Origin of the sequence: Paeniglutamicibacter sulfureus (genome assembly GCF_039535115.1) — a bacterium.
In the GTDB taxonomy this organism is placed as follows: Bacteria; Actinomycetota; Actinomycetes; order Actinomycetales; family Micrococcaceae; genus Paeniglutamicibacter; species Paeniglutamicibacter sulfureus.
The window spans coordinates 2,022,407-2,044,880 of record NZ_BAAAWO010000001.1 but is presented as its reverse complement, the minus strand read 5'-3'; the positions used below and the strand labels follow the sequence as shown (position 1 = coordinate 2,044,880).

Annotated in this window: 20 protein-coding genes; 7 read left to right on the top strand and 13 right to left on the bottom strand. The window is 64.3% G+C overall.

Annotated elements, in window-relative coordinates:
• Positions 1–86 precede the first annotated feature (86 nt).
• Complete coding sequence (locus tag ABD687_RS09320; RefSeq protein ID WP_310291914.1) at positions 87–1,394, bottom strand: Nramp family divalent metal transporter; 1,308 nt, start codon at positions 1,392–1,394, stop codon at positions 87–89.
• Between the two features lie 404 nt (positions 1,395–1,798).
• Here ABD687_RS09320 and ABD687_RS09315 point away from each other — a divergent pair, with 404 nt between their 5' ends.
• Both ABD687_RS09315 and ABD687_RS09310 read left to right on the top strand, forming a co-directional pair.
• Positions 1,799–3,760, top strand: a complete 1,962-nt coding sequence (locus ABD687_RS09315; protein ID WP_310291916.1) for a S9 family peptidase — start codon at positions 1,799–1,801, stop codon at positions 3,758–3,760.
• Positions 3,761–3,817: 57 nt separating this feature from the next.
• Entirely contained in the window at positions 3,818–5,209 is a 1,392-nt protein-coding gene (locus tag ABD687_RS09310) for an NAD(P)/FAD-dependent oxidoreductase (RefSeq protein WP_310291919.1), read from the top strand.
• A 75-nt stretch (positions 5,210–5,284) separates the two neighbouring features.
• Here the strand turns inward: ABD687_RS09310 and ABD687_RS09305 are convergent, their stop codons facing one another.
• Positions 5,285–6,628, bottom strand: coding sequence for an MFS transporter (locus tag ABD687_RS09305; protein WP_310291922.1), 1,344 nt, complete (start codon positions 6,626–6,628; stop codon positions 5,285–5,287).
• A gap of 108 nt (positions 6,629–6,736) precedes the next feature.
• Between ABD687_RS09305 and ABD687_RS09300 the strand changes: the two genes are divergently transcribed.
• From ABD687_RS09300 to ABD687_RS09290, 3 genes are all read left to right on the top strand, one after another.
• Positions 6,737–7,216: an acyl-CoA thioesterase gene (locus ABD687_RS09300; protein ID WP_310291925.1), complete on the top strand. Its 480-nt coding sequence runs from the start codon at positions 6,737–6,739 to the stop codon at positions 7,214–7,216.
• A gap of 413 nt (positions 7,217–7,629) precedes the next feature.
• Positions 7,630–8,412, top strand: a complete 783-nt coding sequence (locus ABD687_RS09295) for a cyclase family protein (RefSeq protein ID WP_310291927.1) — start codon at positions 7,630–7,632, stop codon at positions 8,410–8,412.
• Positions 8,409–10,067 carry a thiamine pyrophosphate-binding protein gene (locus ABD687_RS09290; protein ID WP_310291929.1) on the top strand — a complete coding sequence of 553 codons (1,659 nt, stop codon included), beginning with the start codon at positions 8,409–8,411 and terminating at the stop codon, positions 10,065–10,067. The genes ABD687_RS09295 and ABD687_RS09290 overlap by 4 nt, the downstream gene beginning before the upstream one ends.
• A 233-nt stretch (positions 10,068–10,300) precedes the next feature.
• On the opposite strand, the gene ABD687_RS09285 is transcribed toward ABD687_RS09290, so the two are convergent.
• The 5 genes from ABD687_RS09285 to ABD687_RS09265 form a co-directional block, all read right to left on the bottom strand.
• Entirely contained in the window at positions 10,301–12,700 is a 2,400-nt protein-coding gene (locus ABD687_RS09285; protein WP_310291932.1) for a bifunctional salicylyl-CoA 5-hydroxylase/oxidoreductase, read from the bottom strand.
• 79 nt (positions 12,701–12,779) lie between these two features.
• Positions 12,780–14,411: an AMP-binding protein gene (locus ABD687_RS09280; protein ID WP_310291935.1), complete on the bottom strand. Its 1,632-nt coding sequence runs from the start codon at positions 14,409–14,411 to the stop codon at positions 12,780–12,782.
• Between the two features lie 61 nt (positions 14,412–14,472).
• Positions 14,473–15,342, bottom strand: coding sequence for an acyl-CoA thioesterase (locus ABD687_RS09275; RefSeq protein ID WP_302264672.1), 870 nt, complete (start codon positions 15,340–15,342; stop codon positions 14,473–14,475).
• Positions 15,339–15,824, bottom strand: a complete 486-nt coding sequence (locus ABD687_RS09270) for a cupin domain-containing protein (protein ID WP_310291940.1) — start codon at positions 15,822–15,824, stop codon at positions 15,339–15,341. Before ABD687_RS09270 ends, ABD687_RS09275 begins: the two co-directional genes overlap by 4 nt.
• 51 nt (positions 15,825–15,875) lie before the next feature.
• Positions 15,876–16,727 carry a fumarylacetoacetate hydrolase family protein gene (locus ABD687_RS09265; RefSeq protein ID WP_310291943.1) on the bottom strand — a complete coding sequence of 284 codons (852 nt, stop codon included), beginning with the start codon at positions 16,725–16,727 and terminating at the stop codon, positions 15,876–15,878.
• A 141-nt stretch (positions 16,728–16,868) separates the two neighbouring features.
• Here ABD687_RS09265 and ABD687_RS09260 point away from each other — a divergent pair, with 141 nt between their 5' ends.
• Positions 16,869–17,288 (top strand): RidA family protein, encoded by a 420-nt coding sequence (locus tag ABD687_RS09260; RefSeq protein ID WP_264270087.1) that lies wholly within the window; start codon positions 16,869–16,871, stop codon positions 17,286–17,288.
• A gap of 117 nt (positions 17,289–17,405) precedes the next feature.
• Here ABD687_RS09260 and ABD687_RS09255 read toward each other — a convergent pair whose 3' ends face one another.
• Positions 17,406–18,287, bottom strand: a complete 882-nt coding sequence (locus tag ABD687_RS09255; RefSeq protein ID WP_310291947.1) for a PaaX family transcriptional regulator — start codon at positions 18,285–18,287, stop codon at positions 17,406–17,408.
• A gap of 148 nt (positions 18,288–18,435) precedes the next feature.
• Between ABD687_RS09255 and ABD687_RS09250 the strand changes: the two genes are divergently transcribed.
• Positions 18,436–19,452, top strand: coding sequence for a D-2-hydroxyacid dehydrogenase (locus ABD687_RS09250; protein WP_310291949.1), 1,017 nt, complete (start codon positions 18,436–18,438; stop codon positions 19,450–19,452).
• Between the two features lie 15 nt (positions 19,453–19,467).
• Here the strand turns inward: ABD687_RS09250 and ABD687_RS09245 are convergent, their stop codons facing one another.
• From ABD687_RS09245 to ABD687_RS09225, 5 genes are all read right to left on the bottom strand, one after another.
• Positions 19,468–20,178: a response regulator transcription factor gene (locus ABD687_RS09245; protein ID WP_310291950.1), complete on the bottom strand. Its 711-nt coding sequence runs from the start codon at positions 20,176–20,178 to the stop codon at positions 19,468–19,470.
• Positions 20,179–20,704: 526 nt separating this feature from the next.
• Entirely contained in the window at positions 20,705–20,869 is a 165-nt protein-coding gene (locus ABD687_RS09240; protein ID WP_264270083.1) for a PLDc N-terminal domain-containing protein, read from the bottom strand.
• Positions 20,870–20,999: 130 nt separating this feature from the next.
• Positions 21,000–21,377, bottom strand: a complete 378-nt coding sequence (locus tag ABD687_RS09235) for an RNA-binding S4 domain-containing protein (protein WP_302264681.1) — start codon at positions 21,375–21,377, stop codon at positions 21,000–21,002.
• 118 nt (positions 21,378–21,495) lie between these two features.
• Positions 21,496–22,035, bottom strand: a complete 540-nt coding sequence (locus tag ABD687_RS09230; protein WP_310291956.1) for a thermonuclease family protein — start codon at positions 22,033–22,035, stop codon at positions 21,496–21,498.
• Positions 22,036–22,052: 17 nt separating this feature from the next.
• On the bottom strand, positions 22,053–22,409 hold the full coding sequence (locus ABD687_RS09225) for a hypothetical protein (protein ID WP_310291958.1): 357 nt from the start codon (positions 22,407–22,409) through the stop codon (positions 22,053–22,055).
• Positions 22,410–22,474 lie beyond the last annotated feature (65 nt).

Genomic DNA, 22,474 nt, shown 5'->3' with positions numbered 1-22,474 from the left:
CGGTGTCCATTCGATCCCCTGCGCACAGCGGGGCCCTACCCGCAAAAAAACGGATAGGGCCCCGTGGGGATTGGTGCGTTGCTGTGCTAGCCGCCCATCAGCGGCGAGATTGCCTTGAAGAGCTGCTGGACACCCAGGGAAATGAAGAGCAGGGCGGTAATGCCCAGCATGATGTTGGTGTGCAGCTTGTTGGCCCAGGCCTTGGGGATCCGCTTGCCGTTGAGCAGGCCGAGCAGCGTCACGGCCAGGAACGGCATGAACAGCGAGCCAAGCACGCCGTAGGCCAGGATCAGGCCGATCGGCTGGTCCAGCAGGAACAAGACCATCGGCGGGAAGGTGAGCCACAGGACGTAGAACTTGAAGTACTTGCCGCCCACGCGGGTGTCCGCGTGCCCGGATTCCTTGCCGCGCATGTTTCCCCAGAAGTCGGCGAACATCAGCGAAACGCCGTTCCACACACCGATGATCGAGGAGAAGGATGCTGCCCAGAAGCCCACGAGGAACCCGGTGCCCACCACGTTTCCGTATTTCTCGTTCAGCACGGTGGTCAGGTCCAGCAGGCCGGCGTCGCCGGCGGACAGCGAAACACCTGCAGCGCGCACGACCTCGGCGCCGACGATCAGCATGGCAATGACGAAGATGCCGGTGATCACGTACGCCATGGAGTTGTCGATGCGCATGACCTTCATCCACTTGGGCGTGTACCAGCCCTTTTCACGCAGCCAGTAGCCGTAGGCCGCCAGGGTGATGGTGCCGCCGACGCCGCCGGCGAGCGCCAGGGTGTAGACCAGGCCGCCTTCGGGGATCATGGGGATCAGGCCGGAGAACATCTCGGGGATGTTCGGCACGGCGATGATCGCCAGGCCGACGACGGTGACGAACATGATGCCCACCAGCACCGCGGTGATCTTTTCGAAGATCTCGTAGCGGCCGAACCAGACCATGGCGAAACCGGCCAGGCCCATCAGGACCGCCCAGATCTTCAGGTCGATGGCGGGGAAGAGCGCTGCCAGCGGCATGGCCGCGGAGCTCATCGCAGTGGCGCCGTAGACGAAGCCCCAGATGATGATGTACGGGCCGAAGTACCAGGTGGTCCACTTGCCCAGGGACTTCCAGCCCTCGAAAATGGTCTTGCCGGTGGCCAGGGTGAAGCGCCCGGCGCCCTCGACCAGGATGATCTTCAGGATGACGCCGACGATCACCGCCCAGAGCAGCGCGTAGCCATATCGGGAACCGGCGACCAGGGTGGCAACCATGTCGGCTGCACCGACACCGGTGGCGGCAACGACCAGGCCGGGCCCGACGATCTTCCATTTGGCCGGCTTGCCGCCGTCATCGTCGATGCGGTCGGCGTGCGCCCCCTTGATAAGGGGCAGGTTTTCTTCTGTTGGCATGAGCCCGTGATTCCTAATCCTTGTGGTTGCCGTCTGTGCCTGCAGCGCAGCCAGCGAGGCGGCACATCCGGCACGATCCTTCGTGTCCTTGCGGGCCGGCACACTACCCGCAAGACTCCTTGCGGCGGAAGGTGCCCGCCGGTGGCACGGGGAGTGGCCCCGTGTATGGGGGGTGCATCCTTGCCGGACCATGTGGGCCAAGTCCCGTGCGAGTGTCTTGTCACACACCAAGGTATAGGTGATCGTTCGCACATCCGTACTTATTTGCCCAGTCCTAACACTTTCTTAGGGAACCACCCGGTGTGCCGTATTGGCATTCCCCGCTCCGGGCTGCAGCATGTACGCGTTGGCGGGCCGGGGCGGCGGGTGTTCATCCGGAAGTTCCGGACGGCTAGGATCGCCTCATGGATACGCATTTGCCCTATGGCTCCTGGCCCTCGCCCATCACCGCCGAACATGTCGCCGCCGGGACCACTCCGGTCGGCGGCGGGGCATTTGTGGGCCAGGAGCTTTGGTGGCTCGAGGCCCGCCCGGCCGAGGACGGACGGCTGACGGTGCTGGCCCGCCACTCCGATTCCGCCGGGGCGACGCGCGAACTACTCGCCGCCCCCTTCAGCGTCCGCAGCCGCGTCAACGAGTACGGCGGAGCGGCCTGGGCCGCCATCGAGGCGGGAGCGGGACACCGACTGGTGTTCGTGAACTTCGCCGACCAGCGCCTGTACGCGGTGGACGCCGGCGGCGGAACGCCGGTGCCATTGACCCCCGCCAGCGCCGGGGAGGACGGGGATCCGCAATTGCGCTTCGCCGAGATCATTCCCGGCCCGACCCCGGGGCAGGTGCTGGCCATCTGCGAGGACCACCGCACCGAACTTCGCCGCTACATTGCCTCGATCCCGCTGGACGGATCGGCTGCGGAGGATCCCGGCGCGCTGGGGGAAGTCACCCCCTCCTCGCGCTTCGTGGCCGCTCCACGGCTGAACCCCTCGGCAACCCGGATCACCTGGATCTCCTGGGAACACCCGCAGATGCCGTGGGACGGCACCGAGCTGCACGTGGCCGACCTGGAATCCCTGGCCGCGGTCAACGACACCGTGCTGGCGGGGTCCACCACGGAATCGGTGCTGCAGCCCGAATGGCTCGGCGAGGACAAGCTGGTCTTCGTCTCGGACCGCAGCGGCTGGTGGAACCCCTACCTGCACGACCTGGCCACCGGAACCCAGCGGGCCCTGTGCGAGCGCCCCGAGGAATTCGCCGGACCCCTGTGGGCCGTGGGACAGACCTGGTACAAGGTCATCGACGCGCACACGCTGCTGGTTACCCACGGGACCCACGGCACCTCCTTGGCCACGCTGGATGTGTCAAGCGGGGAGCTTAGCCAGCTGGTGCTTCCCTTCACCCGCATCTCGCCCTCGGCGCTGAGCGGACAACGGTTGCTGGCCACCGCCACCTCGCTGGTGGAAGGGGACGGGCTGCGGCTCATAGACCTCGACACCCTGGCCACCGAAAACATCTCTCTGGCCCTGAAGGCGCTGCCCGATCCCGAGGTGCTCCCGGGCGCCGAGGCCATGGAGTTCCGCACGGCCGACGGCTCGCGCGTCTACGCCCATGTGTATGAACCGAAGCTGGGCAACCTCGCCGGACCCGAGGGGGAGCTGCCGCCCTATGTGGCCTTCGTCCACGGAGGGCCAACCGCCCAGGCCTTTGCCCAGCTCTCGCTGTCCATCGCCTACTACACCTCCCGCGGCATCGGGGTGGTTGACGTGAACTACGGCGGCTCCACCGGATTCGGGCGGGCCTACCGCGAGCGCCTGCGCGGGGCCTGGGGAGTGGTCGACGTGCAGGACACCGTCGCGGTGCTCGAGGGCCTGGTGGCGGCGGGCATGGCCGATCCCAAGCGCCTGGCCATCGAGGGCGGGTCCGCCGGCGGCTGGACAGTACTCAGCGCGCTGACCACCACCAAGACCTTCTCCGCCGGGATCTCCCGGTACGGGGTCTCGGACCTGGTGGGCCTGGTGCAGGACACCCACGACTTCGAGTCGCGCTACATGGACTCGTTGGTCGGGCCGTACCCGGAAGCGGCCGAGCTCTATGCCCAACGCGCGCCGATCAACCACGTGGACGAAATCAGCTGCCCGGTGCTGTTGCTGCAGGGCGACCAGGACAAGGTGGTGCCGCCGGCCCAGTCGCAGGTGGTGGCCGACGCGCTGGCGGCCAACGGCATCCCGCACGCCTACGTGCTGTTCAAAGGCGAGCAGCACGGCTTCCGCCGGGCAGAAAACATCGCCACGGCGCTGGAAACCTCGCTGGGCTTCTATGCCGCGGTCTTCGGCTTCGAGGCAGATGTCCCGGTGCTCGAACTGAGCTAGCCCACGCCAATCACCGCCGCCGGTGCCCCGGTGCGCCGGAAGGAACCAGGAGAGCAGATGACCACCAACGGAAACGTGTCGTTTTGGTATGCCGCCGACGGGCTGCCCTCCCCGCGCCCGGCGCTCGCCGGGGACCTGGACGTCGATGTGGCGATCGTCGGTGCCGGGTACACGGGGCTGTGGACCGCCTACTACCTGGCCAAGGCCGATCCCTCCCTGCGCATTGCCGTGCTGGAGGCGCGCTTTGCCGGGTTCGGTGCCTCCGGGCGCAACGGCGGGTGGCTGGCCAACACGATCACCGGCGGCCGTGCCGGGTACGTCAGGAGCCACGGCCGGGCCCTGGTGGGCGACTTCCAACGGATGCTCAACGACACCGTCGACGAGGTCATGTCCGTGGCGGCGGCCGAAGGCATCGAGGCGCACATCGTCAAGGGCGGCGAGCTGCTGGTGGCCCGCAACACCGCCCAGCTGACCCGGCTCGAGGCCCTGGCTGCCGAACAGGCCACGTGGCCGGAGGACGACGCGGTGCGGCTGTCGGCCGATGAAACCAACGCGCGGGTCCGCGTCGCCGGGGCGCTGGGCGGCATCCACATCCCGCATTGCGCACGCATCCACCCGGCCAGGTTGGTGCAGGGGCTGGCGCAGGCGGTTCAACGCCTCGGCGTGGTGATCCATGAAAACACGCTGGTGACCGAGATCCGGGCCGGAGGGCGGGGGAAACCGGCAACCGCCGTGACTGAACGCGGGACCGTGCGTGCCGCCCACGTGCTGCGGGCCACCGAGGGTTTCACCGCGAATCTAGCCTCGGCGCATCGCGACTGGCTGCCAATGAACTCCTCCCTGATCGTCACCGAGCCGCTGGATGCGGCAACGTGGTCAGGGATCGGCTGGGAAGGCTGCGAGACCCTCGAGGATTTCGCCCACGCCTATGTGTACCTGCAGCGCACGCACGACGGCCGCATCGCCATTGGCGGTCGCGGGGTGCCCTACCGTTTTGGCTCGCGCACCGACATGGACGGGGCCACGCAACCCAAGACCATCAAGACGTTGACGGGCATCCTGCATTCGATGTTTCCCGCTGCCGACGGCGCTCGGATCGAGCATGCCTGGTCCGGGGTGCTGGGGGTGCCGCGCGACTGGAAAGCCGCGGTCAACTACGATCCGGCCACGGGACTCGGCTTTGCCGGGGGATATGTGGGCACCGGCGTGACCGCGACCAATCTCGCCGGAAGCACTCTCGCCGACCTGGTCCTGGGCCGGGACACCAAGGCCACTTCCATGCCGTGGGTCAACCGCACGGTGCGGCGCTGGGAACCGGAACCGCTTCGCTGGATCGGGGTCCAGGCGATGTACGCGATGTACCACCGAGCGGACCGGCAGGAAGCCGGCGGCCGGGCGACCACTTCGCCGCTGGCGCTGCTGGCGGACAAGGTCTCCGGGCGCCGCTAACCACGCGCGGGTGCGCCACGCAAAAAGAGGCGCGGTCCCCTTGGTGGGACCGCGCCTCTGCTCTGGCAGCGATGTCTAGTCGAGAACCGCCTCGCGTTCGGCACTGCGCGCCGGGGCGGACGTGTCGGTGATGCGCGGCGGGATCATTGCCACGGACAGTGCCGCAACCACGCCGACGATGGCGAAGAAGACGAAGTTGAACTGGAAGTTCATGCCGGTGGAGGCGATCCAGCCGCCGATGATCGGCCCGGAGATGGCGCCGAGCCGGGCGAAGGACAACGCCCAGCCGGTAGCCGTGCCGCGCTGGGCCGCGGGGTAGTAGTCGGCGATGTAGCCGGTGAGCACCAGGGAGGTGGAGATCGAGCCGATGCCTGCGAAGGCAACGAAGCACAGGTTGATGAACATGGTGTTCGGGAACATCAGCAGCAGGATGCCGCCGGCGCCGAGCAGGAAGAAGATCACCAGGATGGGCTTCTGGCCGAACTTGTCGGCCATGGCGCCAAGGGCCAGGCCGCCGGCGGCGGAGGCCAGGGAGAATACCAGCAGGAACGTCAGCGAGGTGCCCAGGTCATAGCCGGCCTTGCGCATGATTTGCGGAAGCCACGTGTTCAGTCCGTAGACCAGCACCATGCCGCAGAACAACGAGATCCAGAAGAAGACCGTGGAGCGCAGGTACTTGCCGGAGAACATTGCGCCCATGACCTCGCGCCACGGAACCTTGGCTCCTGGCCTGGCCGGGGCCACAGGCTTGTAGTCGCGCACGTTGAGCTTGGCGGCCAACGCCTTGGCCTCGGAGATCTTGCCCTTGGAGACCAGGTATTCGAGGGATTCCGGGAGCATCCAGGCGATCAGCGGCAGGAGGAGGATAGGCAGAGCGCCGACTGCGACGACCCAGCGCCAGCCCAGCACGGGAAGCAGGTTCATTGCCACCAGTGCGGCGGCAACGATGCCCAGCGAGTAGCCGGAGTACATGATTCCGTAGTTCAGCGAGCGCTTCTTGGGAGCCGAGTATTCAATGGTCAGCGCCGCGGCGACGGGGATGATGCCGCCCATGCCCAGGCCGCCGAGGAATCGGAAGAGGCCGAAGATCTCCGGGGTCGGGGCCATTGCGGCTCCGGCCTGGGTGATGGTGAAGATGACCATGGCGAGCATCAGCATCTTGCGACGTCCAATGATGTCGCTCAGCGTCCCGATGAACAAGGCGCCGAAGAGCATGCCGGCAAGCGCGTAGGCGCCCAGGCCGCCGAGCTCCATCGGGGAGAGCGACCATGCCTTGTATTCGGCAAGCGCCGGCAACACCGCTCCGAGCACACCGACGTCGTAGCCTTCGGCCAGGATGGCCAGCCAGCAGGCGAAAAGCACAATGCCGGTGGTCCGTTTGGGAATGTTCCAGTCCGAAACCGTGGGTGAAGACGCCACGTTGTTCTCCTTGGGTGATGGGAAGGCGATTGGGGTGGTGCGGGGATCCCTAGTATTATGTCGTTAAAGTGACGCACATTACAATAGTTGGATGGAGATTGGTTGTCGATGGTCAAGAATTCGATCCAGATGCAACCGTCCGGCGATGCCTCGGTCGACACACTGCTGGGCGGGTTCCTCGCCGGAGCCGTGGCCGGAACCTCGCTGCAGCGAACCATTGAATGGGTCGACACCGACGCGGCCGGGCACCAGCACAACTCCGTGATCATGCGGATGGTCGAGGCCGCGGAAGCCAAGTTGTTCCGGGAACTGGGAGCCGCCTCGTACTTTGCCATCGCACCCCGGGTCCGCCATGAAATCGACTACCGCGCAAAACTCTACTTCGGGCAGGCGGTGAGCACGGCCATCGTTATCGAACACGTTGGCACCACATCCATGGGCTTTGCCTTCAAGGTCTGGGGACATCCGCACGAGATGCGTGAAGCCGTGCTGGCCGCGGAGGGCCGCTTTGTCACGGTCTGCGTGCCCGAAGGCTCCGAGAAGTCAGCGCCCTGGCCCGAGTCGATACGCCTGGCGCTTCACAGGTAGCGCCGGGAGTCCATGTGACGGCTGCTTGGAGCCGCCCGGGAGTATGCGGCGATGTCCAAGCGCTTCGCCAACGGTTTTGACCACCCGCCGGATTTTGCCGAACGGTTCATGGGCGAGGAAGCCACGGCTTCCTGCCTTTTTCCTTCGAATCGGTGCGTTGGCGCCATCGCCGCCTCCCTCTCCCGCCGGGGGTTTAGAGAAGTCCCAGCGCCATCGACGGTGCGGTAAAGCGGTGCCTGGCTGCGCCACCCAGAGTTTGGCCCGCGGGTGATCCGCAATGTGAGAAGGGGTTTTTCCGGGACCGGTTTGACTGATATGTTGGCCAAGATCTATGTGTGACGATCGTCATACAAGCTATATGGCGATCCTTACGGGCGTCAATTCGCCGTCCACCCCTAAGCACTGGAGTTCCGATGAGTCCTGTTCATGCAGTCCTGGCGTCCTTGGCCGCCGGTGCCATTGAAATCCACGACCTGACCGCGCCGCTGTCGGCCGAAACGCCTACCCTTGTGTTGCCGGAACCATTCTCGAACCTGATTGATTTCAGCATCGAGCAGGTCTCCGCATACAACGAGCCGGGTCCGTTCTGGAAGCACCACAACATCCACACCGGCGAACACATCGGCACGCACATCGACGCGCCGATCCACTGGGTCACCGGAAAGGACGGCAAGGATGTTTCCCAACTGGACCCCGCCCGCCTCATCGGCCCGGCAGTCGTGCTCGACTTCAGCGCCGAGGCCGCGGCCGACCCCGACTTTCTGGTCGACGTGGAGCACTTGGTTGCCTGGCAGGAGGAACACGGCGCCTTCCCCGCGAACTCGTGGCTGCTTTTCCGCACAGGATGGGACCAGTACGGAGATGACAAACAGGCGTTCCTAAACCTTGATGACAATGGATCGCACACCCCGGGCTTCACCGCCGAGTGCGCCAAATGGATCGCCGGGCAACCGGAGATCTCCGGAGTCGGGGTGGAAACCGTGGGCATCGACGCCGGCAACGCCGGGGCACTCACCCCTCCGTTCCCGATGCACCATTTCCTGCTGGGCGCAGACAAATACGGGATCACCTCGCTGAAAAACCTGGCCAAGCTGCCCACCCTCGGCGCGATGGTCGTGGTGGCCCCGCTGCCTATCGTCGGAGGCACCGGATCACCGGCGCGCGTGCTGGCCATGGTGGGAGGTAACCCGGCATGAACGTTGCACAACTCGTAGGCAAGACCCTGGCGGAGCTGGGCGTTGGCCACTGCTTCGGCGTGGTGGGCTCGGGAAACTTCACCATCACCAACGCCCTCATGGAGCACGGCGTGCCGTTCACCGCCGCCCGGCACGAGGGCGGGGCCGCCACCATGGCCGATGCCTATTCGCGCACCAGCGGCAAGGTCTCCCTGCTCTCGGTCCACCAGGGCTGCGGGCTGACCAACGCCGCCACCGGCATCGGCGAGGCGGCCAAGTCCCGCACCCCGATGATCGTGCTGGCCGCCGAGGCCGCACCCTCCGCCGTCTACTCGAACTTCGCCATGGACCAGGACGGCTTTGCCGCCTCCGTCCATGCGGTGGCCGAGCGCGTGCATTCGGCAGCCAGCGCCGTGGCCGACACCGTCCGCGCCTACCGACGCGCGGTCAACGACCGCCGCACCGTGGTACTGAACCTGCCGCTGAACGTGCAGGCGCAGGAAGTCGCCGGGGAGCAGGCCACGGCACCGCCAGCCGTTGTCCCGGCCGAACCCATCAGGCCCTCACGTGCCTCGGTTCAAGCACTGGCCGGCCTGCTGGCCGGCGCGCAGCGCCCGGTGTTCGTTGCGGGCCGTGGCGGGCGCGGAGCCAGGGACGAGATCCTGGCCCTGGCGAAGCACACGGGCGCGCTGGTGGCCACCTCCGCGGTGGCCAAGGGCCTGTTCAACCAGGACGACTTCAACCTCGGCATCTCCGGCGGCTTCTCTTCCCCGCTGGCAGCCGAACTGATCACCGGCGCCGATCTCATCATTGGGTTCGGCTGCGCCTTGAACATGTGGACGATGCGCCACGGGCACCTGATCGGCACGGAAACCAAGGTCGTCCAGGTCGATCTTGAGGAACAGGCCCTAGGCGCCAACCGCCCCATCGGCTTGGGCGTGGTGGGGGACTCGGCGCAGTGTGCAGCCGATGTGCTCGACGCACTTGTCGCCGGGAACGTCCAGGCGCGCGAGGGCTATCGGAGCGGGTCCGTGAAAGCGCGGATCGACGAATCCATCCACTGGCAACAGGTCGACTTCGAGGACCTCTCCGACGGGCAATACATCGACCCGCGCACCCTGACCACGGCACTCGATGGGATACTGCCGACCGAACGCATCGTGAGCGTCGATTCGGGGAATTTCATGGGCTACCCCAGCCAGTTCCTCTCGGTGCCCGACGAGTTCGGCTTCTGCTTCACCCAAGCCTTCCAGTCCATCGGCCTGGGCCTGTACACGGCCATCGGCGCCGGGCTGGCGCAGCCGGGACGGATCCCGGTGCTGGGAACAGGGGACGGCGGCTTCCACATGGCCATCGCGGAGCTGGACACCGCGGTGCGGCTGAACATGCCGTTGGTGTGCATCGTCTACAACGACGCCGCCTACGGGGCCGAGGTCCATCACTTCGCGCTCGAGGACCCGGAAGCCGACATGAGCTCGGTGCAATTCCCCGACACGGACTTTGCGGCGATCGGGCGTGGTTTCGGGGCCGATGGGATCACCGTGCGGACGCTCGCCGACCTGGATGCAGTGGGCCAGTGGGTGGCCTCGAACCCGACAAAGCCGCTGGTCATCGATGCGAAGATCGCCTCGGACTCAGGTTCCTGGTGGCTCGCCGAGGCCTTCAAGGGGCACTGACCCCGGGACCTCGGACGGCACTTGAGAAGTCCCGGCGGGGGATAAGGCTCCCCACCGGGACTTTCTTGCCTTCGAGCGGCCCCGCCCGGGTCCATCCACGACGACCCAAGCTCCACACCGGATCCCGCGGTGCACGGACGACAACTCCGCATGCCCTCCAAGGGGACAACGCAGAGTAGGAGCGGCCCGACCCGCTTGTCGCGAATCGAACCACTCCCGCTCTGATTCCGAAGCTAGGCGCTGGGCACCAGGTTCTCCGTTGCCTTGTTGCTGGCCGGGGTCCAGCGCAGGTGCACCGTGCCCTCATCCTGAACGTCCTCGCGCAGCAGCGACAGGCGCGGACGGACAGCGTCGGTGCGTGCACTGGGCGGCTTGCGGCGCCCGGCCTTGAACGGCAGTGGCCAGGTGGCACCGTCGCCAACGTACTCCTGCTCGGCGGCGGCCTGCAGCGTCCATTGCGGGTTGTACAGGTGCGTGCGACCCAGTGCCACCAGGTCGGCGCGTCCCGCCAGCAGGATCGAGTTCACGTCGTCGTAGGAGGAGATCGCCCCGACCGCGATGACGGCAACGCCGGCTGCGGCTGCCACTTGGTTGCGGATCTTGTCGGCAAACGGCGTCTGGTAGCTGCGCCCGAAGGCCGGCTTTTCCGCCTTGATGATCTGCCCGGAGGACACATCAATCGACTTGACCCCGTGGTCGATGAACGCCTGGGCGATGGCCAACGCGTCGTCCTCGGTGTTCCCGCCCTCGGTCCAGTCGGTGGCGGAGATGCGCACGCCGATCGGTTTGTGCGTAGGCCACGCCTCGCGCACCGCGTCGAGCACCTCGAGCGGGTAGCGCAGGCGGTTTTCCAGCGATCCGCCGTATTCGTCGGTGCGCTTGTTGGACAGCGGGGACAGGAAGGAGGAGAGCAGGTAGCCGTGGGCTGCGTGCAGTTCCAGCAGGTCGAAGCCTGCTTCATCCGCGCGGCGGGCAGCGGCCACGAACTGCTCGCGGACCTCGTCCATCATGCTCCGGTCCATTTCCACCGGGACGTGGCAGCCCTCGCCGTAGGGGATGGCGCTGGGGGCCAGCACCTCCCAGTTGCCGGTTTCCAGCGGCTCGTCGATGCCTTCCCACATGAGCCTGGTGGAGCCCTTGCGGCCGGAGTGGCCGATCTGGGCGCCGATCTTGGCGTTGGAATTGCCGTGCACGTAGTCGGTGACGCGCTTCCACGCGGCGCCCTGTTCGTCGTTGTACAGCCCGGTGCAACCGGGAGTGATGCGCCCGATGTCCGAGACGCAGACCATTTCGGTCATGACCAGCCCGGCCCCGCCCATGGCCTTGGAACCCAGGTGCACCAAGTGGAAGTCGCCCGGCACGCCGTCGGTGGCCGAGTACATGTCCATGGGGGAGACCACGACGCGGTTCACCAGCTCCAGCTCGCCGATCTTGTAGGGCTGGAACATCGCCGGGGCGACTTCCTTCGAACCGGCCAGGCGGGCGAAGTCCTCATCGACGCGGGCGGCGAACTCGGTGTCGCGCAGCTTCAGGTTGTCATAGGTGATGCGGCGGGAGCGGGTGAGCAGGTTGAAGCAGAACTGCACCGGATCCTGGTCCTTGTACTGCCCGATGTTCTCGAACCACTCCAGCGAGGCCTGGGCGGCACGCTGGGTGGAAGCCACCACCGGGCGGCGCTCGGTCTCGTAGGCAGCGAGGGCATCCTCCACGGAGGAATGTTCGTGCAGGCAGGCGGCCAGGGCCAGGGAATCCTCCATGGCCAGCTTGGTGCCCGAGCCGATGGAGAAGTGCGCGGTGTGGGCGGCATCGCCCAGCAGCACGATGTTCTCGTGGCGCCAGTTTTCGTTGCGCACCGTGGTGAAGTTGATCCACTTCGAGTTGTTGGTCAGCACGTCGTAGCCGGCCAGTTCCTCGGCGAAGATCTCTTTGACCTTGGCCACTGCCTTATCGTCGCTGACGCCGGGGGCGAAGACCTCGTCCTGGGTCTCGTCGAAGCCGGCGGCCCGCCAGACATCCTCGTGCATTTCCACGATGAAGGTGGAGCCCTCGTCCGAGTACGGGTAACCGTGGATCTGCATGGTTCCCGCGTCGGTTTCCTTGACGAAGAACTTGAAGGCCTCGAAGACCTGGTTGGTGCCCAGCCACATGTACTTGGAGGTGCGTGGATCCAGTGACGGCTTGAAGGAGTCGGCGAAGCGGGTGCGGATCGCCGAGTTCAGGCCGTCGGCCGCCAACACCAGGTCGTAGTCTGCCGAAAGCTCTTCGACGTCCGGGGCCATCGTGGAGAAGCGCACGTCGACGCCGAGTTCGATGCAGCGGCGCTGCAGCAGCTCGAGCAGTTCCTTGCGGCTCATGGCCGCAAAGCCCTGTCCGCCGACGGTGTGCATCTCGCCGCGGAAGTGGATGTCGATGTCGGACCAGCGGGCGAAGCGGCGGGACATGTAGTCGGCAATGACGGTGTCCGCATTGCCAATGCCGCCGAGCGTCTCATCCGAGAACACCACGCCGAAGCCGAAGGTGTCCGAGGCTGCGTTGCGCTCCCAGAGCGTTACCTCGTGCGCGGGGTCCAGCTGCTTCATCAGGGCCGCAAAGTACAGGCCGCCTGGGCCGCCGCCAACAACTGCGATTTTCATGGTGGATCCTTTTCTGTGACACGGTGCGGCCGGTGGGGGCCGAGCGTTGCTGCCTAAGTGGGGTGGGAGGGGGGGAAAGCTAGGATGCGTGGGACTCGGAAAGGGCTTCGCGCAGCTTGAAATGTTGGAGCTTGCCGCTGGGGTTCCGCGGAAGCTCATCGACAAACCGGATGTCGCGCGGGTACTTGTAGGGGGAGATGACTGACTTGACGAAGTCCTGGATCTCCTTGGCCTTCGCCTCGGAACCGGCGACGCCCTCGACGAGGACCACGAAGGCGCACACCACCGAGCCGCGTTGCTCGTCGGGCCGGGCCACCACCGCCGTTTCCAGCACATCGTCGTGCTGCATGATGGCTTCCTCGACCTCGGGGCCGCCGATGTTGTAGCCGGAGGAAATGATCATGTTGTCGCTGCGCGCCTGGTACGTAAAGTAGCCGTCGGCGTCCCTCACGAAGGTGTCTCCCGTGACGTTCCAGCCGTTGGAGACATAGGCGTGCTGGCGCTCGTCGTCGAGGTACCGGCAGCCGGTGGGGCCGATCACTGCCAGCCGTCCGGACTCGTCGGGTCCCAGTTCGTTGCCTTCCGGATCAAGGATGGTGGCGCGGTAGCCGGGCACCGGGATTCCCGTGGCGCCCGGGCGGATGTCGTCGCCGGCTGCGGAGATGAAGACGTGCAGCAATTCGGTGGAGCCTATTCCGTCAATCAGCGACAGGCCCGTGGCATCGTGGACCTGCTGCCAGGTTGCCGCCGGAAGGTGTTCACCGGCGGAGATGGCCAGGCGCAGGGGTCGCAGCAGGTCCGCCTTGCCCTCCTTGAGGATGGCGCGGTAGGCGGTGGGTGCGGTGAAGAGGATCGTGGCACCGGCGTCGTGGGAATACTGCGCCAACTCCACCGGGGTGGTGCGCTCGGTGAGGAGGGTGCTGGCGCCAAAGCGCAGCGGGAACACCACCAATCCGCCCAGGCCGAAGGTGAAGGCCAGCGGAGGGGATCCGGCGAAGACGTCGTCCGGGGTTGGTGCCAGGATGTGCCGGGCGAAGGTGTCCGCGTTGGCCAGGATGTCCCGGTGGAAGTGCATGGTGATCTTCGGGACGCCGGTGGTCCCGGAGGTGGGGCCCAGCAGAGCCACGTCGTCGGCAGCGGTTTCGACGTTGGTGAATTCACCGGACTTGGAACCGGTGCGGGCTACCAGGTCCAGGGCATCGGCGGAGCCGACCGCGACGACCGGGTAGGCCGAGCCGGCGGCCTCACGGGCGTCGTCCAGGAATCGGTGGTCGCAGAGCATCAGCGAGGGCCTGGTCAGGGTCGCGAGCTTGCCGATTTCCGGGGCGCGCAGGGCGGGCATGGTGGTGACCACCACGGCGCCGGCCTTCAACACGCCGAGCCAGCAGGCCACGAGCCACGCGTTGTTCGGTGCCCGAAGCATGACCCGGTTTCCCGGGATGATCCCGAAGTCCTCGGTGAGGACCTGGGCGACCTGGTTGGCCCGGGTCAGCAGCTCGCCGTAGCTCTGCCGCGACCCGTCCGGTGCCAGCAGCGCCGGACGGTCGGGCCCGAAGGCCGCGACGGCGTCATCGATCAGGACCGTGGCTGCGTTGAGCCGATCGGGGTATTGCAGCTCTGGCAATGTGAATTCCAGGGTGGGCCACAATTCCTGCGGCGGCAGGTGGTCACGCGTGAACGTGTCGTGGTGGGCCGAAAGCGATAATTCCATGAACTTGCCGTCTCTTTCCAGGAGTCGATTTTCAAGGGTGGGGCGTTGGTGCGGTGGTGCCTTAGCCGCGGGGTCCGCGGATCATGCCCTCCTGGGCAACGGTGGCCAGAAGCTGGCCGTCACGGGTGTAAAAGCGGCCCAGCGCCAGGCCGCGGTTGTTTTGGCTGGAGATGGCTTCCTGGACGTAAAGCACCCAGTCGTCCACGCGCCCGGGGCGGTGGAACCACATGGAGTGGTCAAGGCTCGCGGTTACCAGTCCCTCGGTGCTCCAGGACAGGTTTTGGGTCCGCAGCAGCGGCTCCAGGATGGTGTAGTCGCAAACATAGGCCAGTGCCGCACGCTGGGTGATGGCATCGTCGGGGAGCTCGGTGAAGGCCTTTACCCAGACAGCCTGGTGGGCGGCCGATGCCCCGTCCACCTCGAGGTACAGGGCTCCCGGGACATGGCGCATGTCGAAGGACCGGCCGGCCGACCAGTATTCCGCGACCGGGCCCTCGGCCTCGGCGAGCACCGTCGCGGCGCTGGCCAGGGTTTCGGGATCCAGGTCAAGGTATTCCGCGGGGGCCGTGGAAGACTGCTCGGGTCCGGTCTCCGGGACGTGGAAGGAGCCGAGTGCGGTGTAGACCGCCTTGCCGTTCTGGAATCCACGCACCTGTCGGGTGGAGTAGCCGCGGCCGTCACGCATGAGCTCGACTTCGTAGCGGACGGGCACGTGCATGTCCACGGGACGCAGGAAGTAGGAGTGCATTGAATGCAGTTCCCTGTCCTGGCCCACCGACCGCATCATGGCCGTGGCCGCTTGGGCCACCATGTCCCCGCCGTAGGCCTTGGGCCACGGAACATATTGGGGGATGGCGGTGTAGGCCTGGTCAAAGAACTCGGCCTCGCAGGAGGTCATGTCGATGGCATCGAGGAAGATTTGTGAGCTCATGCCCGGCGGTATCCTTCCAGGGTTTCGTCGGCGACATCCTCGAGGTTCACGACGATGTTTTCCGGGGTGCGCGCGGTCAGCCAGACCAGGTCCTCGGTGATCGACATGTTCGCTTCGACGTGAGGCATGAACGGCGGGACAAAGACCCAGTCCCCGGCGGTCATGTCCAGGAACTGCTCGTAGTTCTCGCCAAAGTAGATCCGCCCATGACCCCTGAGCACGTATCCACCGGTCTCGGCCTCGCCGTGGTGGTGGGGCAGGGAGCGGTAGCCGGGTGTGTTGGAGACCTGGCCGAACCAGATCTTGGTGGCCGGTGTGTGCTGGATGCTGACCCCGGAAACGCGGATGCAGTCGCCGGATTGCGCCGTGTTGGTGTCTTCCTCGCCCTTGCGGGTGACCACGGGGACCACGACGCCATCGGCGTTGGCGTAGATGGCGTTGTCGCCTTCGGTGCGGTAGATCGTGGGGGTGGTGTTGCTCATGAGCTGTTCTCCTTGGCTTTCCTGGATGGTGGGATTGTTGGTGCGCGCTGTCTAGAGGTCGGCAGTGACGCGGGTCCGGACGATGTTCCTCAGGGTCCCGATGCCGGGGATCTCGGTGATCAGTTCATCCCCGTCCTTCAGGAAGAGCGGCGGGTTCATGCCCATGCCGACACCGCCGGGGGTACCGGTGAGGACGACATCTCCGGGCCGCAGGATGGTGAAGGTGGAGATGTAGGACAGGAGCTTGGCAGCGGAGAAAACCAGCGTCTTGGTATTGCCGCGTTGGACTTCGGTGCCGTTGAGCGTGCAAATGACCTCGAGCCCGGCCTCTGGATTGATCTCATCGGCTGTGACCATGACCGGACCCAGCGGAGTGGTGCGGTCGAAGGCCTTGCCCTGGAGCCACTGGAGGGTCCGGCGCTGCCAATCACGCATGGAGATGTCGTTGGCCACGGTGTAGCCGGCGATGGCTGCGGCCGCCTCGTCCTCGCGCGCGTTTTGCAGGGTGGTTCCAACCACTACCGCAAGCTCGGCTTCCCAATCGAGGTCCACGGATTCGTCGGCAACGATCTGTGCGTCGGGATCGGTGAGCGTATCAGCAAATTTTGCGAAGAGCGTGGGATATGCCGGAAGGTCGCGACCCATCTCAAGGATGTGATCCGAGTAATTCAAGCCGCAGCAGATGACCTTGGCGGGTGTTGGCACGGGGTTGAGGATCTCGACGTCGGATGCCGGGACGGCGGCGAGACCGGGATGTTCCGAAGCGGCCTCACTGACAATTTGCTTCCACGCGGGCATGCCCAAGAGATCGCTGAGATTGCCTGCGGGCAGTGGCTGAAAAGCGTCGCCCACCACCAAGGCAGCGGTGGTGCTTCCAGCGTGTCGAATTGTTGCGAGTTTCATTCCTCGGTCCCTTGCTAATCATCAAATCCATGTGTGTCGACTTTTTGACCGCCGTCACGTATCCTCAATGTAACACGCGTCACCAGTCCGGCGCCAGAGCGGAACAGCCGCAATCGCCAAGAGAATACTTAGGAGAGCACGATGACCGAAACCACCCTCTTCCAGAACCTCACCATCAATCCGGATTCCCTAGGCAAGCCTTCTGGATTCGCGCATGGCGTGCTCGCGGGCACGACCGTTTATCTGGGCGGGCAGACCGCCCTGGACAAGGACATGAAGATCGTTCCGGGCAACATCGTCGATCAGTTCAAGCAAGCGTTCTCGAATGTCCTGGCGACCCTGGCCGAGGCCGGCGGCCATCCCGAGGACTTGGTCTCCGTGACCATTTACCTCACCGACGTAGATGACTACATGGCCAATGGCAGGGAGATCGGCCGGCTTTGGCGCGAAATGGCGGGCAGCAAATATCCGGCCATGGCCGGCATTGGCGTCAGCCGCCTTTGGCAGAAGGAAGCCCTCATTGAAATCCAGGGCGTGGCAGTGATCCAGGATCGCGCCTAGTTTCCCCCAGGACGTGACTACCATCTGAATTAAATAAGGATGCCGTGCCGTGCAACCGAATCCCTGGGAAAGGGGAAGGTTGCGCGGCACGGCTTTTTCTTGGGCCGGGATCGTCCGTCAGCGGGCCGCCGCGTTGTTGTCAATGGCGCGGTCGGCATGGCGCTGGGCGCAGGGCGACAAAAGTGCGTGGAGTTCCTGGAAGAGATGCTCGGCCTCCAGCGCATTCCAGTTCTCCGGCAGGAATTTGATGGGCAGCCCGGGATCGAGGTAGGGCAGACGCCGCCATTGGGTGATCAGCACGAGGTAGTCCGCAAAGGCGAGGGCGTCGGATTCCGGATTGCTGCCCGACTTGCTTCGCCGGGCCCAGGCGCTCAATAGCCCACGATTGCGATCCAGAAAATCGGAATACAGGGCGTCAAGCGCCGGCAAGTCCCACCACGTCCCGATGTTCTTACGCAGGTCGGCGTCGCCAATATGATCAGCCATGAAGAATTCGAGGTATTCGTTCAATCCACGGGTATCAAAGTAGGCGAGCACCGAGTCGCGTAGATGCCCCGGGGCAATCCATAGACCTGGAGTGACCGAACCAAAGCCCATCCGCACCAGGGATGAACGGATCTTGTGCCGGATGTTGCGTTGGGATTCGGGCACCGTGAACGTAGCCAGAAGCCATTGGTCATCTGCCTTGGCCCGACGCGGGTGGAAAATTCGTTCATCGCCCTCAACAAACGTTTCGATGACCGACGGCGCCAATGCATATCCGTTGCGGCCGTTGACCTGAATACTGTCAATGACGCCGCGCTTCTTCAGACGGGATATCGACGACCTGGTCCCCGTGGATTCGACGCCGATGTCTTGCATCAGGGAAATGATGGTGGCCACGGCCAGGGCGCCGCCGTGTTGGCGCGCATACAGGCCGAAGAGCGAGACGATTAATTGGTGGTGCCGAGGAACAGGGGCCTCGCCGGCCCCCTTTTGATCGCCCACGTGTGTAGTCATGCGCTCACTTTATCCAATGGGCACCGATAGCCTGTTCGAATGGGCAGGGAGTCACGGGCGTGTCGTTTTGGTGACGCCAGTTACGGTAACGCCTACTAATGGAGTTCGAATCCCGGTTGTCACCCGTTGAAAGAGGTCTAGGAATTTCATGCGTCCACAGGTATTGATCTGCTCGTATCTCCAGAAGGAATTGGTCGACAAACTGATCGCCGATCTGCCCGAGATCGACGTCGTCTACCGAGCCGAACTGCTGCCGGTCCCACAGTTCGGCGCCGACCACCGGGGAAGGCAACGCGATCTGCGCGAGAGCCAAATCGCCGAATGGCGAACTCACTTGGCGGACGCCACCATCATGTTTGACTTTGACTGGTGGCAGCCAAAGGCCTGGCGGGAGCACAGCCCGAACCTCGAGTGGATCCAGGCCACGCAGGCAGGTGTTGGAGTGCGGGCCGAGGCACTGGGGCACACCGAGAACCAGGTTCGGATTACCACTGCAGCGGGTGTCCACGCCAAGCCACTGGCTGAATTCGCACTGGCCGGGTTGCTGTACTTCGTTCGAGAACTACCGCGCTTGGGATCCCAAAAAGATCAGCAACGGTGGGCGACCGGGGCGTCGAACACACTCTATGGCCAAAAAGCCTTGATCGTTGGCGCGGGCAGCATCGGTAGCGAAGTGGCAAGGACCCTGAGCTTCATGGGAGTCAGGTGCGATGGAACGATTCGCGGCACCAGAGTCCTTGGCCAGCCTTTCGAAAGGTCCGTCGCCTTTCAGGATTGCGACCTGGGGGAGTACGACATCGTGGTCTTGGCGTGCCCGCTGACCGAGGAAACCAGAGGCCTCTTCAACCGGCAGCGAATTTCCTCCATGAAGGTGGGTGCCCTGCTCGTGAACCTGGCACGAGGTCCGGTACTCGACCAGGAATCTGTAGTCGAGTCCTTGAACGCAGGTCGTCTTGGTGGAGCCGTACTTGACGTGACGGATCCTGAACCCCTGCCGGCAGGCCATCCCTTGTGGGATGCGCCGAATCTCATACTTTCGCCACATACGGCCGCAAATGTGGACGCCGAGAACGCACGCCTGATGGAACTCTTCACCAAAAATCTGCGCCTTTATCTGAGCGGTGGGAAGCTGATCAATTCCTATGATCCCTTCCTGGGCTACTGACAGCGGACCCGGGAATCAAGCTCTGGGTGTTGCATAGCGCAAGGGGCCGGCACTGAGGGGTGCGGTCGGCCGGACGTCATCGAGAAGTCCGGCCTGGACGACAAGCACCGCGAGTTGAACACGGTTGCTGATGTCGAGCGGTTCCATGATTTTCGCAAGTTGGGCCTTCACGGTCCCTTCACTGACGTGAAGAAGTGAGGCTATCTGGGCATTTGTGTAGCCTTGCGTCAGGGAATGCAGCAAGCGTCGATCCCGCGGGCTCGCTTGACGCAGGAGCTGCGACTTGAAGTCGTACTTGCTTGTGGAATGAGGTGGGAACTGATCTGCATCGGCTGGCTTGGAAAAGATCATGTTTCCCGAGTGGATCATCCGAAGCGCTACTCCGAGATCAGTCGAAACGGCATTCTTGGCCAGATAGCTGCAGGCACCCGCTGAATGCGCTCGGGTCATGGTTTCTATGTCGTGAGCCGCCGAAAGCATGACAAGCCTGGTCGCCGGGGCACCCGCCAATATCCGCTTGGTGGCCTCCGGGCTGGAGACATCTCTAATGGTGGTTTCCATGAGAACTAGATCGGGTCGCTTGTCCAGGGCGGCTTCGATGGCTTCGTCGCCAGTTCCGGTGACTGCCTCGAGCTCAACATCGGGGCTTGATGCCAAGAGGCTTTCGAGTCCAAGCCGAAGAAAGTAATCACCGTCTGCTAAATGGACTCGTATGCGAGGCTGCATTGGAGGGCTCCTAAAGGAATCTGAAAATATAGCACTAGCGCACAATAAATCAAACGCAGAACCAACGACCAGTGCCCAAAAACTATATTTTTCGCTGTATTTCATTCCCATATTAGTCATGTTGAATAGCCGGTTGGCGAATGAAGCGCACAAAAGAGTACAAGTTACGGAAAACAGAGTGAATTATGGCCGAGTGTCCGACTTGGATGACCCATCGATGTGAGTTTCAGGACGCTGGATCCCCGGGCGACGTGCCTGTTCGTGATAACCATACGGTGAATGGATTATGACTCGTGCGGCCCAGTCTAGGACCCGGCCCCTTACATGGCGTCAAGCGTGGAGGCGCGAACGGGATGTTCCTCTGAACACTTTCCATCGCCTGGAAGATGCACTGGCAGTAGACGCTTCGCCCCAAAAGGTGGGAAGCGTCGCCCACCATCGGCCAGCAAAATCTTGGCCGACGCGCCCGCGCCCAGCCATCCGATGGTGTCGACCTACAGCATTCTCAAATAAAGAATGAGCGGGGCTACTTTTTCTTTGCGCGTCCGAAGGCAAGATATGCAAGGGGCCCAAGGAAGTTAATGAACGTCGCTGCGGCCCAGGCGCTCTTTGGACCGTTGACTTCCAACGCAGGGCGTTTGACCAGGTCGCGCAGGGCCACGAATTGGAGAGCCAGCTGGGCAATTCCCATAACGGCGATTCGCCATCGTGCCACGACTGATAGTTCGTTCCAGCTTGTGTTCCGGGCCATGCTTCTCCTCGTGAGTCATTGCGGATGCGTCTGGTGCAACCGGCTACCATCTGCCATCGTATCCCTGGCGCTAATGGAAGTGGTCTCGAAGCCGTTCCATCTCGCGTCGGTCCTTTTTCGTCGGCCGGCCGGCGCCCCTGTCCCTGACGGGAACCTGCGGGATGACTTCCTTGGGCCGGACCGGGGTGTGGTCGAGATAGCAGCGGGCGGCGATGTCGGCACCCACCCTCTTGGATATTACGGCGGTCACTTCGAGGATTCTGTCGAATCCGGATTGCCTGACCCGGATGGTGTCTCCCGGAACGACAATCTGTGCGGCCTTGGCGGGTTTGTCGTTTAGGCGCACGTGGCCGGCGCGGCAGGCTGTCGTTGCCGCCGAGCGGGTCTTATAGATTCGAATCGACCATAACCAGGCATCGATTCTGACGGCCTTGGATTCCTGCTTCACCCCGTCAGTCTATCCATCGCAGGACATCGGGCACGGTTATTGAGCAGAGAGCGAGCCGACTGGAGCTGTTCCCGGCCATGCCGGGTTGCTTCGACTGCCAACGAGGGCGAGAGCTCGTTCAGCCGCAACCGTTGGCAGGATCAAACATCCCCGCCTCGATCTGTTGGGCCTGCCGTTGTGCATCGCGCAGTTGCCCGTAGAATCTCACGTTGGGCTCGACCTTCATTGCCGTCGCGTGTCCGGATGCCACGAGGGCTCCGTTGATGAATTCTCCCCCGTGGCTCAGTGCGGCGAGGGTCCGCCCATATTGGTCCAGGCGTTCGGCATCGAATTGCAGCTCGACCTCCGCACCCTTGGGCAGTTTCTTGGCCAGGAATTCGGCCGCCTGCCGGCCGAAGCATTCCCCGGGTTGGTCCGGGCGGGAAATCTCCGGTGCGTCGACGTTTAGCAGCCGGACCCTGGTTCGTTCGCCGTCCAGCATGAGGTAGAGGGTGTCACCGTCGACCACATGCTGAACCGTTGCGCGTGCGTCCGGGTCACCCGTTCGGTCCCCGTAACCGCCGTTGACCTTGGGAAGCAACAACCACGTTCCGGCGACCACCGCTACGCACAAGACAAGCACCGGGACGGCACTGCCTCGACGACGGGACCTACTCATGGCTGTCGCTCATTTTCCTAGACCAGGGCGTTGTCGCAGGCGGTAACGAGCCGGGCCTGTACATCGGCCGGGACCTGGTCGCCGGAGGCAGCCATATCGTCAAGTGCGCTGACGATCTCCGGGGGCAGCCCGCCCTCGCGGACGGCGTCGACCATGGAGGCAACGACCTTGAGGTCGGCTGCGTTGATGGTGCCGTCCTGGATGGGGGCACAAGCTTGTTTGATGAGTTCCTTCTTGGCGCCGTCGGCCAGTTGCGTGGCGGCGGAGGAAGCTGCGGAAGAGGCCGTGTCGGCAATGGTTGAGCAACCGGTCGCCGAGAGCAGGAGGACTGCGCCGGAAATCAGCAGTGCACTTTTGGAGCGTGAAAATGTCATGGGTTCCATCTTAGTTGTTCCCCGGTGGGAGAACTCTGGGTAACCCATGAGTGCTCCCACCCCGG

Excerpts from the sequence above, each read along its gene's own strand:
- ABD687_RS09320 (WP_310291914.1), bottom strand. The coding sequence starts at position 1,394 with ATGCCAACAGAAGAAAACCTGCCCCTTATCAAGGGGGCGCACGCCGAC.
- ABD687_RS09315 (WP_310291916.1), top strand. The coding sequence starts at position 1,799 with ATGGATACGCATTTGCCCTATGGCTCCTGGCCCTCGCCCATCACCGCC.
- ABD687_RS09310 (WP_310291919.1), top strand. The coding sequence starts at position 3,818 with ATGACCACCAACGGAAACGTGTCGTTTTGGTATGCCGCCGACGGGCTG.
- ABD687_RS09300 (WP_310291925.1), top strand. The coding sequence starts at position 6,737 with ATGGTCAAGAATTCGATCCAGATGCAACCGTCCGGCGATGCCTCGGTC.
- ABD687_RS09295 (WP_310291927.1), top strand. The coding sequence starts at position 7,630 with ATGAGTCCTGTTCATGCAGTCCTGGCGTCCTTGGCCGCCGGTGCCATT.
- ABD687_RS09290 (WP_310291929.1), top strand. The coding sequence starts at position 8,409 with ATGAACGTTGCACAACTCGTAGGCAAGACCCTGGCGGAGCTGGGCGTT.
- ABD687_RS09285 (WP_310291932.1), bottom strand. The coding sequence starts at position 12,700 with ATGAAAATCGCAGTTGTTGGCGGCGGCCCAGGCGGCCTGTACTTTGCG.
- ABD687_RS09280 (WP_310291935.1), bottom strand. The coding sequence starts at position 14,411 with ATGGAATTATCGCTTTCGGCCCACCACGACACGTTCACGCGTGACCAC.
- ABD687_RS09275 (WP_302264672.1), bottom strand. The coding sequence starts at position 15,342 with ATGAGCTCACAAATCTTCCTCGATGCCATCGACATGACCTCCTGCGAG.
- ABD687_RS09270 (WP_310291940.1), bottom strand. The coding sequence starts at position 15,824 with ATGAGCAACACCACCCCCACGATCTACCGCACCGAAGGCGACAACGCC.
- ABD687_RS09265 (WP_310291943.1), bottom strand. The coding sequence starts at position 16,727 with ATGAAACTCGCAACAATTCGACACGCTGGAAGCACCACCGCTGCCTTG.
- ABD687_RS09260 (WP_264270087.1), top strand. The coding sequence starts at position 16,869 with ATGACCGAAACCACCCTCTTCCAGAACCTCACCATCAATCCGGATTCC.
- ABD687_RS09255 (WP_310291947.1), bottom strand. The coding sequence starts at position 18,287 with ATGACTACACACGTGGGCGATCAAAAGGGGGCCGGCGAGGCCCCTGTT.
- ABD687_RS09250 (WP_310291949.1), top strand. The coding sequence starts at position 18,436 with ATGCGTCCACAGGTATTGATCTGCTCGTATCTCCAGAAGGAATTGGTC.
- ABD687_RS09245 (WP_310291950.1), bottom strand. The coding sequence starts at position 20,178 with ATGCAGCCTCGCATACGAGTCCATTTAGCAGACGGTGATTACTTTCTT.
- ABD687_RS09240 (WP_264270083.1), bottom strand. The coding sequence starts at position 20,869 with ATGGGAATTGCCCAGCTGGCTCTCCAATTCGTGGCCCTGCGCGACCTG.
- ABD687_RS09230 (WP_310291956.1), bottom strand. The coding sequence starts at position 22,035 with ATGAGTAGGTCCCGTCGTCGAGGCAGTGCCGTCCCGGTGCTTGTCTTG.
- ABD687_RS09225 (WP_310291958.1), bottom strand. The coding sequence starts at position 22,409 with ATGACATTTTCACGCTCCAAAAGTGCACTGCTGATTTCCGGCGCAGTC.